Source organism: Mesobacillus maritimus (assembly GCF_023715205.1).
Lineage (GTDB): Bacteria > Bacillota > Bacilli > Bacillales > Cytobacillaceae > Mesobacillus_B > Mesobacillus_B maritimus_C.
Genome location: NZ_JAMBNR010000007.1, coordinates 27,347 through 40,638, shown reverse-complemented (window position 1 = coordinate 40,638; position 13,292 = coordinate 27,347). Strand labels below are relative to the sequence as shown.

General features: G+C 39.3%; 13 protein-coding genes. 2 read left to right on the top strand and 11 right to left on the bottom strand.

Features of this window, described 5'->3' with window-relative positions; translation table 11 throughout:
* Nucleotides 1–13: 13 nt before the first annotated feature.
* Together M3182_RS11260 and M3182_RS11255 are read left to right on the top strand one after the other, a co-directional pair.
* Nucleotides 14–637 carry a YqfQ family protein gene (locus tag M3182_RS11260; RefSeq protein ID WP_251558138.1) on the top strand — a complete coding sequence of 208 codons (624 nt, stop codon included), beginning with the start codon at nt 14–16 and terminating at the stop codon, nt 635–637.
* A 287-nt stretch (nt 638–924) separates the two neighbouring features.
* Nucleotides 925–1,872 carry a 4-hydroxy-3-methylbut-2-enyl diphosphate reductase gene (locus M3182_RS11255; protein ID WP_251558136.1) on the top strand — a complete coding sequence of 316 codons (948 nt, stop codon included), beginning with the start codon at nt 925–927 and terminating at the stop codon, nt 1,870–1,872.
* An 84-nt stretch (nt 1,873–1,956) separates the two neighbouring features.
* On the opposite strand, the gene M3182_RS11250 is transcribed toward M3182_RS11255, so the two are convergent.
* The 11 genes from M3182_RS11250 to glyQ all read right to left on the bottom strand — a co-directional run bounded on the left by M3182_RS11250 (nt 1,957) and on the right by glyQ (nt 13,219).
* Complete coding sequence (locus tag M3182_RS11250; RefSeq protein ID WP_251436426.1) at nt 1,957–3,072, bottom strand: Nif3-like dinuclear metal center hexameric protein; 1,116 nt, start codon at nt 3,070–3,072, stop codon at nt 1,957–1,959.
* On the bottom strand, nt 3,069–3,776 hold the full coding sequence (locus M3182_RS11245; protein ID WP_251436423.1) for a tRNA (adenine(22)-N(1))-methyltransferase: 708 nt from the start codon (nt 3,774–3,776) through the stop codon (nt 3,069–3,071). The genes M3182_RS11250 and M3182_RS11245 overlap by 4 nt, the downstream gene beginning before the upstream one ends.
* Before the next feature lie 95 nt (nt 3,777–3,871).
* Entirely contained in the window at nt 3,872–4,234 is a 363-nt protein-coding gene (gene cccA, locus M3182_RS11240) for a cytochrome c550 (RefSeq protein WP_251436421.1), read from the bottom strand.
* Between the two features lie 390 nt (nt 4,235–4,624).
* Entirely contained in the window at nt 4,625–5,761 is a 1,137-nt protein-coding gene (rpoD, locus tag M3182_RS11235; protein WP_251436418.1) for an RNA polymerase sigma factor RpoD, read from the bottom strand.
* A gap of 41 nt (nt 5,762–5,802) precedes the next feature.
* Nucleotides 5,803–7,617: a DNA primase gene (dnaG, locus tag M3182_RS11230; RefSeq protein WP_251558134.1), complete on the bottom strand. Its 1,815-nt coding sequence runs from the start codon at nt 7,615–7,617 to the stop codon at nt 5,803–5,805.
* A 134-nt stretch (nt 7,618–7,751) separates the two neighbouring features.
* Nucleotides 7,752–7,940 (bottom strand): DUF188 domain-containing protein, encoded by a 189-nt coding sequence (locus tag M3182_RS26495; RefSeq protein WP_432806703.1) that lies wholly within the window; start codon nt 7,938–7,940, stop codon nt 7,752–7,754.
* Between the two features lie 10 nt (nt 7,941–7,950).
* Complete coding sequence (locus M3182_RS26595) at nt 7,951–8,082, bottom strand: DUF188 domain-containing protein (protein ID WP_490715552.1); 132 nt, start codon at nt 8,080–8,082, stop codon at nt 7,951–7,953.
* Nucleotides 8,083–8,708: 626 nt separating this feature from the next.
* Complete coding sequence (locus M3182_RS11220; RefSeq protein ID WP_251436400.1) at nt 8,709–9,524, bottom strand: pyruvate, water dikinase regulatory protein; 816 nt, start codon at nt 9,522–9,524, stop codon at nt 8,709–8,711.
* A gap of 30 nt (nt 9,525–9,554) precedes the next feature.
* Nucleotides 9,555–10,190 (bottom strand): transcriptional regulator CcpN, encoded by a 636-nt coding sequence (gene ccpN, locus M3182_RS11215; protein ID WP_349775445.1) that lies wholly within the window; start codon nt 10,188–10,190, stop codon nt 9,555–9,557.
* A 73-nt stretch (nt 10,191–10,263) separates the two neighbouring features.
* Nucleotides 10,264–12,336, bottom strand: a complete 2,073-nt coding sequence (gene glyS / locus M3182_RS11210) for a glycine--tRNA ligase subunit beta (protein ID WP_251558132.1) — start codon at nt 12,334–12,336, stop codon at nt 10,264–10,266.
* Nucleotides 12,329–13,219 carry a glycine--tRNA ligase subunit alpha gene (gene glyQ, locus M3182_RS11205; RefSeq protein ID WP_251436392.1) on the bottom strand — a complete coding sequence of 297 codons (891 nt, stop codon included), beginning with the start codon at nt 13,217–13,219 and terminating at the stop codon, nt 12,329–12,331. Before glyQ ends, glyS begins: the two co-directional genes overlap by 8 nt.
* Between the last annotated feature and the right edge of the window lie 73 nt (nt 13,220–13,292).

Genomic DNA, 13,292 nt, shown 5'->3' with positions numbered 1-13,292 from the left:
AGGAGGCTACATTATGCGTCCAGGACCAAGGGCTCCTTATCATGGCATGAACATGATGATGGGACCAGGACCATCAAGATTCGGATCAGGTCCATACGGTGGATCTTTTAGAGGACCCATGGGACCCCCATCAGGGATGAATCCAATGATGGGCATGCGTCAACCCGCTAAGCAAGGAGGTATTCTAGCAAGATTATTAGGGAAAGGCCGACAGGGGGCAGCTGGTGGGGCAGTAAGAGGCTTTGGAGGTGGAGCCCTACAAGGTGGATCGCGAACTGCTGGCGGCGGTCTACTTAACGCCATCTCAAACCCCGGCAATATAAATAGTTTTTTAAATAATACGCAGCAAGTGCTTAAAACAGCGCAACAGGTTGGTCCCATGATTCAACAGTACGGTCCAATAGTAAAAAATTTACCAGCGATGTGGAAGCTGTATCGCGGATTTAAAGACTTACCTGACGAACCAGAACAAAAAGAGCAAGCTAAGGAGACAAAAGAAACTAAAAATACTTCTAAAACAACGAGAAGAACCACCACTACCCGAAGAGAACAGACTTCACAAGAACTTAACGAAAAACCCAAAAGGTCTTTAAACACAGAAAAACAACGAGAATCGACCCCAAAGTTATTTTATTAAATGGCTCTTTACTCAAACCTCGTTACTATATGAACACAAAAAAACAGTTTCATTTATGAAAAAAAGAACTTGCAAATTTAATTTAAACATACGTAATGGATACTGGTGTGTTTGAATCAGCACTAGGATTTTAACAACAATCTCTCCGAAACAGCCTATTAAATAGACTGTTCATAAACTCTAGGTTCTGTTAATCTCCTGCTGGAAATAAACTATTTTTGTAATCTGTTTTTAAGTTTACTATAATAGAGACATAGAAATAGAGCTTTCTGCAGGAGGATGACTTAATGAAAGTAATCAAAATCTCTCCGCGTGGCTATTGCTATGGTGTTGTCGATGCCATGGTTATCGCCAGAAACGCGGCTCTCGATAAAAGCTTGCCAAGACCTATTTACATTCTTGGTATGATTGTTCACAACAAGCATGTTACCGATGCCTTTGCTGAAGAAGGAATAATTACACTAGATGGAAATAACCGCAGGGAAATTTTAGAGAAAGTGGACGGAGGCACTGTCATTTTTACAGCTCATGGAATCTCTCCGGAAGTTCGCGAACTTGCTTCTCAGAAAGGACTTGTCTCCATTGATGCAACTTGTCCCGATGTAACAAGGACCCATGAACTAATTGAGGAAAAAGTACAAGAAGGTTTTCAAGTCATCTATATTGGAAAAAAAGGACATCCTGAGCCTGAGGGAGCAATTGGAGTAGCCCCTGGAAAGGTACACCTTGTCGAAACAGTGGCAGATGTTGAAGCACTTTCCTTAAACCATGACCGTTTAATTGTTACCAATCAAACTACTATGAGTCAGTGGGATGTGGCCGACATCATGGAAAAAGTGCAAGAAAAGTACCCAGCAGTGGAAGTCCATCGTGAAATTTGTATGGCCACACAAGTCCGTCAGGAAGCTGTAGCGGAACAAGCGAAAGAGGCCGACCTACTAATCGTTGTCGGTGATCCAAAAAGCAATAATTCGAACCGATTAGCACAAGTTTCTCAAGATATTGCTTCGACACCCGCCTATCGAATTGCCGATGTATCCGAGTTAAAGTTAGAGTGGTTAAAAAATGTAGAAACTGTCGCTGTTACGGCCGGAGCCTCTACTCCAACACCAATCACCAAAGAAGTCATTGCATTCATAGAACAATTTAATCCTGAAGACCCTAGCACTTGGGATCACGAGAAAAAAGTACCACTTAACAAAATCCTTCCTAAAGTGAAAAGGGCAACAAAATAGAAACAAAAACCCAATCTTCAAAGATTGGGTTTTTGTTTTGCCTTTCTAGCGAATCCTGACAAGCAACGTCAAAACTAAATGTTTTTAAACAAAGTAAAATGGATCAGTATGAATTTCAGAAGAAATAAACTCAACCTCAAAACCATTTTCTTTACACATGTTGGCAAGCTTATTGGCTACTCCCGCTTTCATTACCTTTTCGACATTATGCCCAGGGTCAATCATATTTAACCCATCCATCATAGCATCATGCGCAGTATGATAATAAATATCTCCGGTTACATAAACATCTGCTCCGCGGAATTTCGCATGAGAATAGTATTTGTTCCCATCTCCACCCAAGACAGCGACCTTTTTTACTCGATCATTTAGATTCCCCACTACTCGTACAGCTTGAACATTCAACACATCCTTCACATGCTCAGCGAATTCTTTCAAGCTCATTTCCTCAACTTGCCCAATACGCCCTAGTCCTAGCTCTTCTCCTTTATTTTCAAGGTGATATAGGTCATAAGCTACTTCCTCATAAGGGTGTACCTTAAACAAGGTCGAAAGCACTTTCTTTTCTAGCCTTTTCGGAAAAACCGTTTCAATCCTTTCCTCCTGAACAGCTTCAAGTTTTCCTTGCTCACCTATATGAGGGGTTGTTGACTCACCTGGTAAAAAGCGACCAGTTCCTGCTACCGAAAAAGAACAATGGCTATAGTTTCCTACTGCACCTGCCCCGACATTTCCAAGAGCTTCCCGGACTTTGTCGACTGCTTCCTCAGGCACATAGACAGCTAATTTAAGGAGCTTTTCTTCATATGTAGGTACAAGCACCTCCGTGTTTTGCAACCCCAATGCTTCAGCTAATAAGTCGTTTACACCACCTTTTGCTACATCCAAGTTGGTATGCGCTGCATAAACGGCTATATCATGTTTTATTAGCTTGGTAATCAAACGACCCGAAGCTTGATCATCGGTAACTTTTTTCATTGGGCGAAAAATAGGAGGATGATGTGCAATAATTAAGTCAATCTCTTTCTCGATCGCTTCGTCCACGACCTCATCGAGAACATCAAGTGCAATCATTACCCTAGTAACGGGCTTATTTAAAGAACCAACTTGTAAGCCAATTTTGTCACCTTCAACTGCATAAGCCTTTGGTGAAAACTTTTCAAATAACTGGATAATTTGATGTCCATTCACTTTTTTCAAGAAAGAACCTCCTCAGCCATTTTTATTTTTTCAATAACCTCTGTCTTCTTTGATTGCGTTGCCTCATTTAGATCTGCTTTTTCTAACTGATTGAGAATTCGCTCCCAGTTTTGTTTTTCCAGTCCCCACTTTTCTTTAAAAGCTTCGTTCTTTTCCTTCAATAAATAGGGACCAAATAAGATTTCTAGTTCATGTCGGTTGCCGTAAGGTTCTTCGGGATTCCCGATTTCAGCAACAAGGACTTCATAGATTTTCCCATCTTCTTTTAAAATGTTTTCAGCAGTTAGCTTCCAGTTATTTTCAATTAGCCACTCTCGAATGGCTGATGCCCCTACATTTGGTTGAAGTACCAGTTTCTTTACATTCTTAAGCTTATCCTTACCTGCTTCCAAAATATTAGCAATCAATGCGCCGCCCATTCCGGCAATTGTAATGCAATCTACTTCACCTGGCTGAACAACCTCTAATCCATCGCCTTTACGCACGATAATTTGCTCGCTTAAGCCCTCTAACCGCACTTGCTTCCTTGCAGATTGATATGGACCTTCCGCTACTTCACCAGCTATTGCAAACGGTACAACGCCCTTTTTTACCAAATGGCATGGTAAATAGGCATGATCTGATCCAATGTCAGCAATTCTTAATCCTTCTGATACATAACTTGCAACTGTCGCCAGTCTTGCTGACAATTTATCTGTATTCATTTATTCACCTACTAAAATCATTTTGTCATCAAACTATTGCTTAATTCTTAGTATAAGAAAAGTCCTTTGCAGTTGCAAAGGACTGTTTCATATAATTATTTCATTTCAGCAAGCCACTGGGCCATCTTTTCTTCATTACCTGGAACTAGTCCACCAGGCATTCCTCCAGGAGTTCCGTTTGCAAGGATGTCCTGAATTTCTTCTGCTGAGTACTTTCCTCCAACATCTGTTAAAGCTGGTCCTGAAACACCTTGCATTTGGTCACCATGACAAGCGACACAGCTCTGCTGATAAATTTCCTCAGGGCTTGCATCAGCGACCTCTTCCGTCGCTTCTCCACCTTCGCTTTCCTTAGCAATTTGTTCAGCATCCCCTAAGCCTTTGAAAGAAAGGAAAAACATTAAGCCAATCCCAAAGACCATAATCAGTACAAATGGAATAATTGGATTTCGATTCACATATACCCCTCCTTATGTATAAGTTATTAGTTGTTATAACTATTGCAAACAACTTTATTTTACTTGAAAAATGTTCCTATTAAAAGTATAAAAACAAACTTTATCACACTATTCCACAATTTAGACACATTTTTCTGTTTTTTCAACGAAAAAATAAAATTTTAACCGCAGTTTGGAAAATAATCCTAAGGGCATTTGCAAAGTGAGAGACAATTCAGTAAAATAGCTTTAGATAGTGTTAATTGAAACTTCCTTGTAGGGCAAAACTAATTTTCCCTTAAAAGAAAACTCGCCGGCTGGCGAGCTTAAAGGGAAAACAGCGGCGTAAAAGCACCGTCTTTTTGAAAAAGGAATAATTCACCTAAGCAAATTATTCCTGCTTTTAAAATGTTACTCTAAGAAATCCTTTAACCTTTTACTACGACTAGGATGTCTAAGCTTTCTTAAAGCTTTGGCTTCGATTTGACGAATCCGTTCACGGGTAACTCCAAAGACTTTACCAACTTCTTCAAGAGTTCGAGTACGTCCATCGTCAAGCCCAAAACGGAGTCTCAGTACATTTTCTTCACGATCGGTTAATGTATCAAGAACATCTTCGAGTTGTTCTTTTAATAATTCATATGCAGCGTGTTCAGATGGAGATGTTGCATCCTGATCTTCAATAAAATCTCCAAGATGAGAGTCATCTTCTTCACCGATTGGTGTTTCAAGAGAAACCGGCTCCTGTGCAATCTTGAGAATTTCACGTACTTTTTCAGGCGTTAAATCCATATCTTCTGCAATCTCTTCGGGTGTTGGTTCACGACCTAGATCTTGTAACAACTGCCTTTGCACGCGGATTAGTTTATTGATTGTTTCAACCATATGAACTGGGATACGAATTGTTCTTGCTTGGTCGGCAATTGCTCTTGTAATCGCTTGGCGAATCCACCATGTAGCATAGGTACTAAATTTAAAGCCTTTGCGATAATCGAACTTTTCGACTGCTTTAATTAATCCCATATTTCCTTCTTGAATGAGATCCAAGAATAGCATTCCACGGCCAACATAACGTTTCGCGATACTAACAACTAGACGAAGATTGGCTTCAGCAAGGCGTCTTTTTGCTTCTTCATCACCTTGTTCAATTCTTGTAGCCAAGTTAATTTCTTCTTCAGCAGAAAGGAGATCGACACGACCAATCTCTTTTAAATACATACGAACTGGATCATTAATTTTAACACCCGGAGGAACACTTAGATCATTCAAATCGAATTCTTCATCATCTTCCTTTGCGAGTTCCTTTACAGCTGGATCCTCATCAGCATCTGCTTCACTGTCGCCTACTAATTCTACGCCTTGATCACCAAGAAACTCATAAAATTCATCCATCTGGTCTGAATCTAACTCATAACTTGACAATTTTTCAGCAATATCATCATATGCAAGGACACCGGTTTTCTTACCCAGTGCAGTTAACTGGTCTTTCACTTGTTCTAAGGTAACTTCTGGCTCAACCTCTTTAGAACGGGCCGACTTTTCAGCCATATGTACCCCTCCTTCCAAAATCACGACACATTAATCAAACTCTATAAAGATTTACGCAATTGGATAATCTCCATTGCGATTGCGGCTGCACGTAAATAATCACTTTGACGTTCCGCTTCCTTTTGTTCTAACTCTTTAGCTTTTATTTTTAACATCTTTTGATGTTTCAACACCTGCTTGATATAATCATTTAATTCCTGATCACTAAGCTCTTCGTTGATGGTCATCATTCCGATGTCTGCTACAATCCTTTTTAGCTTATTATCTTCTAGATAATTTAAGAACCCATTTAAATCTGGCTCATGTCCTTTTTCATAAAAACCTAATAAGTAAGTAATGATTGCTTGGTGTTCATCGACATTCAGGGTTTGACCTTGTAGCATTTCATGAACTTTATAAGCAACCTCACTATCTCTAAGCATATGTGAAATTAATCTTCTCTCTGCTTCGTAGTGAGCCGGCTTGAGGGTTCCTTGCCTGATTACTGGTGTTGGAATAGTGTTCATCTCAGGCGCAGATCTACGTTCTTCTGTCTTTGGCTGCTTTTGTCTCGCTGTCTGACTTAATTGTTGTTGTAAAGCCCCCAACGAAAGGGAGAATTCATCGGCCAATTGTCTTAGGTAAAAATCTCTTTCGACCGCTTTGTCTAAGCGCCCAATCTCATCTACTACTTCTTCGATATACTGTAGTCGATCTCCTTCATTCTGAAGATTTTTGCCTCTTCGGTAATAAAGGAGCTTAAACGCCATAAGCGTAAGGCTTGAATGAATGACTTCGTTTCGAAACTTTTCTTCGCCGTATGTTTGAATATAGTCATCAGGGTCTAACCCGTCAGGCATTTTGGCGACCTTCACAATAAGACCCGCTTCTTGAAGCATCAAAGCAGCTCGGTGGGCAGCTTCGATTCCCGCATTATCGGAATCATAGCAAATTGTTACAGTCTGAGCGTTCTTTTTTAGAACGGTAATATGTTCTGAGGTTAAAGATGTTCCCATTGTGGCAACACCGTTTTCAACCCCTGCCCTGTCAGCAGCAATTACATCGGCAAACCCTTCAAACAATACAATATGTTGTTGTTTCCGAATCGCCGCTCGAGCTTGATTAAAACGATATAAAATTTTACTTTTATTAAAGATTGGTGTTTCCGGGCTATTCAAATATTTGGGCTCATCGTCCCCTAATGCTCTTCCGGAAAATGCAATCGTATTCCCTTGATGATCGTAAATTGGAAACATGATTCGATTCCGAAACCGATCAAAATAACTGTCATCACGCTCGCGTTGGATAATTAGACCAGCCTTTTCCATTTGCTCTGGAGAAAATCCTCTTTTCTGAAGAAGATTACTCACAAACTCCCAAGATGGTAGAGCGTAACCAATTTGAAATTTTTCAATTGACTCTTTTGAAAAACCCCTTTTCGTTAAATATTCAAGGGCATTTTGCCCCTCATCTGTATTAACCAACAAATGATGGTAAAATTTGCGGAGCAATTCATGCGCTTCTACCATTTGACGGAAATGCTCAGGAATAGCTTTCTTTCTCAATGTGGCAGAAGCATCAAAATCCAACTGAACATTCGTTCGTTCAGCTAATTTGATGGCTGCTTCTTGAAAAGAAAATCCTTCTATCTCCATCAGAAAGGAAAATACATTTCCTCCCGCTCCACAACCAAAACAATGATAAATTTGTTTATCAGGTGAGACGGAAAAAGATGGAGAATTTTCCCCATGAAAAGGACAAAGACCGAAATAATTGCGTCCCTGCTTCTTTAGCTGGATATAATCACCAATGACATCGGCGATATCAACCGCCTCACGAATTTCATTAATTTTCTCTTCGGCAATCCTTTCCGCCATGTGCATTACTCCAATTATTTTCTCTCTTGAAATTTCGACAAAAGTTTTGTTAATTCCTGCTTTAAATTTTCACGATCTTTTTCACTAAAAGGTTTCGGACCTTTCCCATAAATCCCTCTTCTCCTCGCTTTTGTTTAAAGGTGCCGAAGTTCAAGGGCTGTTTCGATTTCCTTTTCCTCGAATAAAATCCCCCTAGGTGAAAGAACATAAACTCCTTTTACGAGCAGTGTCGAAGCTAGACCAATATCCTGTGTAATCGCAATATCTCCTTTAGAGATATAATTCATAATGTAAAGGTCTGCAGCCTCTTTAATAGAATCCACATAGGCCCATTTAACAGAAGGAAAATTCGTTACTCATATGTGCATACGAAGCAACAAAGACTAATTCTACCGAAATGGCTGAAGCAATCTGAATGATCTCCTTCTTAACAGGACAGGAATCTGCATCGACAAAAACCGTCAAATATTCCGATTCATAACTAGTAATTCTACATCACTCCGCGTTTTCCTTCTTAGTAACAGGAATTTTTCAAAATCAGTTTTTGTCGAAATATTATTCACCCAATAACTTGACATGTAACAATAAATAGTTTATTCGTAAATAGTCAAGTCTAAACCTAAAGATGGGTATTTTTATCACAATTTTTTATTATAGTATAAGAAAATCAATTTTGCCATCCATTTTTTCAAAAAAATTCGGACCAATCACGAAAGGCTCAGGCTTGCTAGGGATGGCAAGCGACAAAGGTCATTACAAAAAAAGTCCTCGAGGCGTTTCAACAGACTCAATGATGTTCCAACGCCTCTTAAAGATTAGACTCGCTCAAAATCGAGAAGGTCTCCACGAAATGTTTCTGTGCCAAGGCTGCCTCATAAAGTTAGTTGTTATATCCTAGAGCCACTCTTAACGTGAAAAAGCTTTTCTCTGCGTTACTACTTAATTTTTAAGCTCAATTCTAATTATGTAAATGATCTTTGGAATAGAATCATTGCTTAATTTTCCTTTAAAAAGCAACAATCATTGAGAAAGAGCCTTCGCCAAAAAAGAATAGCACATCTCTGTGCTATCGTCGCAAAGAATTTTTTATTTTATCGATAAGCTTTTTTCATAATGATATTCATAATAACATTAGCACTTTCTTCAACCGCTTTATTCGTTACATCAATGACTTGGCACCCGATTTTATCAACAACTGAATCGAAATAATTGATCTCTTCTTTAATTCGATCGATGTTGGCATAAATGGCCTTTTCATTTAACCCTAACGAAATTAAACGTTCCTGTCGGATTTGAATAAGCTTTTCTGAAGAAATACGTAGTCCAAAACATTTCTCCTTTGGAACTAATTTTAATTCTTCTGGCGGTTCAATTTCAGGGACAATCGGAACATTCGCAACCTTGTAACGCTTATGAGCAAGATATTGAGATAACGGCGTTTTCGACGTTCGGGATACTCCAATTAACACAATATCAGACTTTAAGATCCCCCTAGGATCTCGGCCATCATCATATTTGACAGCAAATTCAATCGCCTCAATCTTTTTGAAATAATGCTCATCTAATTTGTGAACAAGCCCTGGCTCATATAAAGGGGTTTCACCACATTGATCTTGAATTTGCGTAATGAGTGGACCAAGAAGATCAGAAGTGATAATTCCCTCTCTTTTAGCAACTTCTTTCATATAATTGCTGATTTCTGGTTTTACCAATGTATAAGCAATCATTCCGCCATCTAGTTTTGCAAGGGAGATTACTTCATCGACATTAGAGATATCTTCTACAAAAGGAAATCGTTTAATTGTTATTTCAGTTTTGTGAAATTGGCTTACTGCAGCCTTCGTCACTAATTCAGCTGTTTCACCAACTGAATCAGAAACTACATAGATGATCGGCTTTTTATCCATATCAATACCATCCCCCTAAATTGTCTTCTTCTAATCCTCATCCACTAAAGCGACAAAAGCTTTCGTTATATTCGTTTTTGTCAATCTTCCAACAATTTCGAATCCTAAGTCCGTCTCTTTGACAATTGGTAATGCATCAATTTGTTTTTCAATCAGTTTCTTTGCTGCTTCGATTAATAAATCCTCTTTCTTACACACCGTTATATTTGGCATACGAGTCATAATAATATTCACAGGTATTGCAGACAGCTCTTGTTTACCAATACTAGCTCTTAGCAAATCTTTTCTTGAAAGGACACCTGCTAAACACCCTTGATGGTCCGAAACAAATAGTGTTCCGACGTCCTCTAGAAACATCGTTACAATTGCATCATAGACAGATACATTTTCTGAAATCACTACTGGAATAGATTGATAGTCACGCACATGGATCTTTGTTAGGCTTTCTGTTAATAATTGAGTCCCTGTTTTCCCCGTATAAAAATAACCAACTCTCGGTCTTGCATCAAGGAAACCCGCCATCGTTAAGATTGCTAAGTCCGGTCTTAATGTCGCCCTAGTAAGATTAAGACGGTCAGCAATTTGTTCTCCAGTAATTGGTCCATTCTCTTTTACGATTTCTAAAATTTGTTCTTGGCGTTTATTCAGTTCGATTGTTCTCACCACCCATAATAGACCATTCTTAAATTCAAAACAGGAGAAAGTACCTATCGATGATGATAGGCACTTATCTCAGGGATTATTTCACATTGATATCATTAACCTTAGCAAACTTTAAAATCAATGTAGCTAAAGCTGACATTTGATTCAAACGGTTTTGACGTAAATCCTGATTCTCTGCCATGACCATAGTGTGGTCAAAATACTCAGTAATGGTCGGTCTCAACGAAGTAAGTAGTTCATATAAAGCTGAACCTGAAATTCCTTCCTCTGCTTGTTTTGCAGCTTCAAGAAATTCTTGATAAAGTTGTTGCTCTTGGTCGTTTTCAAATAATTCAGGGTTAATATCCCCTCTTACCTCAGCCTTCTTCGCAATATTTAACACACGACTTAGGGCCTCAATACTTTCTTTAAATCCTAATTCTTCTTTTTTCACTTGAAGAATGTGGGCATTTTCCAATAGGCCAGGAATATTTCTCAAACCACTGCCGATAATCGCATCTATTAAATCATAGCGAATACCATGCTCTTGTAGCAAATGTTTGATTCGCAGACCGAAGAAATGAGCAAGGTCTTCATAAACTTCTTTATTCGTACGTTTAAGGATACCTGATTCATCAACAAGATCCAAGGAAAGACCGATTAATAGCTCCAGCGACAAGCTCCATTGCTTGTTAATAAGCGTTTGAACAATACCTGTAGCTTGTCGACGAAGCGCATAAGGATCTTGTGAGCCACTTGGCACAACGCCGATGGCAAAAAATGAGCATATCGTGTCTAGCTTCTCAGCAATTGAAACTACTGCTCCAGTATCACTTTCCGGGGTAGAGTCTTCGGCATTTCTTGGCATATAATGTTCGTTAATTGCCTTGGCAACTATAGAGGATTCTCCTTTTTGAAGAGCATATTTCTCCCCCATAATCCCTTGCAACTCTGGGAACTCATAAACCATTTGACTAACCAAGTCAAACTTACTAATTTCAGCTGTGCGATTTATAGCCGTCGCCGTTTCAGCATTAAGACCTAAGCGCTCACTTATTAAGTTTGCCAGTCTTTGTACCCTTATGGTCTTTTCAGCTACTGTACCGATTTCTTCATGATAGACAACGTTCTTCAACTTTGCCAATGCATGATCAATCGATAACTTTTGGTCCTCTTTATAGAAGAAAGCTGCATCTGCTAAACGTGCTCTAAGCACTTTTTCATTTCCACGGGCAACTTTTTCGAGGTTTTGATGATCACCGTTTCGAACAGTAACGAAATAAGGGAGTAAATGTCCATCCTTTGATTTGACCGGGAAATACCGTTGGTGTTCTTTCATCGATGTGATGAGTACTTCTTCCGGGATTTCTAAAAACTCTTCCTCAAATTTCCCATATAATGCTGTTGGATATTCAACTAAATTCTTTACTTCATCTAATAGGTCTTCATCTACTGGAATCACCCAACCATTGTCATCTTCAATATTTTCAATTTGGGATAAAATGGCTTGTTTTCTCTTTTCTGTATCCACAATAACAAATTGATCAAGTAATTCATCTTGATAGTTTTCTGGAGAAGAAATTTCCAATTCAGAACCTAGGAATCGGTGTCCCTTCGAGTGATTACTTGCAGCAACCCCCGTAATGGAAAACGGAATAACCTCTTTTCCAAACATAGCTACTATCCACTTAATTGGCCGAATATAGCGTAATTCCTCATTTGCCCAGCGCATGTTTTTAGGGAAGGTCAGGCCTGTAATAAGACCTTTTAATTCAGGAAGTAAGACCGCCGTTTCCTGTCCCTCAATAAATTTCTTAACATGAGCATATTCAACCCCATTGATTTCTTTAAAGTAAATATCATCAACGGTCATTCCTTGACCTCTAGTAAACCCTTGAGCTGCTTTAGACCAAGCCCCGTCTTGTCCTAGAGCGATTTTCTTTGCAGGACCTTTAGCTTCTTCATGGATATCTTCTTGACGTTCGGCAACATCCGTCACAAGCACAGCAAGTCGGCGGGGAGTGGCGAAGGATTGGACTTCATTAAATGCAATCTTTTGATTTGATAACCAAGATTCGAGCTTTGACGCTAACTGATTAATACTATCATCAATAAACCGGGCTGGCATTTCTTCCAGGCCGATTTCAATAAGCAGGTTTCGTTTACTCATGTTCGTTTTGCTCCTTTCGCGCTAATATTGGGAAGCCTAGCTTTTCACGTTCTTCATAGAATGTTTTCGCTACTTTTCTAGCTAAGTTCCGGCATCTACCGATATATCCAGTGCGTTCTGTAACCGAAATAGCACCTCTTGCGTCAAGGATATTAAAAACATGAGAACACTTTAAAACGTAGTCGTATGCAGGGTGTACTAACCCCTCTTCCATTTGGCGATGAGCCTCTTTTTCATAAATATTGAATAGGTTAAATAACATCTCAGGGTCTGATGTTTCAAATGTGTATTTACTGTGTTCAAATTCTGGTTGTCCAAAAATGTCTCGAACGGTAAATCCATCTGTCCACTCTAGTTCAAATACATTTTCCTTATCTTGAATATACGAAGCAAGTCGCTCAATTCCATATGTGATTTCAACGGAAACAGGTTTACACTCAAGACCCCCTACTTGTTGGAAATAAGTAAACTGTGTGATTTCCATCCCATCTAGCCATACTTCCCAACCTAAACCAGCACAACCTAGGGATGGATTCTCCCAGTTGTCTTCTACAAATCGAATATCGTGTTCAAGTGGGTCGATTCCCAAAGCACGCAAAGAATCCAAGTAAAGTTCTTGAATATTATCTGGTGATGGTTTCATTATGACTTGGAATTGATGGTGCTGATAGAGGCGATTTGGATTTTCACCATAGCGTCCATCGGCAGGACGACGGGAAGGCTCTACATAAGCGACATTCCAAGGCTCTGGTCCAATTGCTCGTAAAAACGTGTATGGACTCATCGTTCCTGCACCTTTTTCCACGTCATATGCCTGCATCAAGATACAGCCTTGTTCAGACCAATGCTTTTGCAGGGTTAAAATCATATTTTGGATATTCATAAATGCTAACACCTCCAAATTTATAAGCACTAAGGCAGTGACAGGAAAACAAAAAACTCCCGTCACTATGCCT

Coding starts and splice junctions, on each gene's coding strand:
- M3182_RS11260 (WP_251558138.1), top strand. CDS start 14: ATGCGTCCAGGACCAAGGGCTCCTTATCATGGCATGAACATGATGATG.
- M3182_RS11255 (WP_251558136.1), top strand. CDS start 925: ATGAAAGTAATCAAAATCTCTCCGCGTGGCTATTGCTATGGTGTTGTC.
- M3182_RS11245 (WP_251436423.1), bottom strand. CDS start 3,776: ATGAATACAGATAAATTGTCAGCAAGACTGGCGACAGTTGCAAGTTAT.
- rpoD (WP_251436418.1), bottom strand. CDS start 5,761: ATGGCTGAAAAGTCGGCCCGTTCTAAAGAGGTTGAGCCAGAAGTTACC.
- dnaG (WP_251558134.1), bottom strand. CDS start 7,617: ATGGCGGAAAGGATTGCCGAAGAGAAAATTAATGAAATTCGTGAGGCG.
- M3182_RS11220 (WP_251436400.1), bottom strand. CDS start 9,524: ATGGATAAAAAGCCGATCATCTATGTAGTTTCTGATTCAGTTGGTGAA.
- glyS (WP_251558132.1), bottom strand. CDS start 12,336: ATGAGTAAACGAAACCTGCTTATTGAAATCGGCCTGGAAGAAATGCCA.
- glyQ (WP_251436392.1), bottom strand. CDS start 13,219: ATGAATATCCAAAATATGATTTTAACCCTGCAAAAGCATTGGTCTGAA.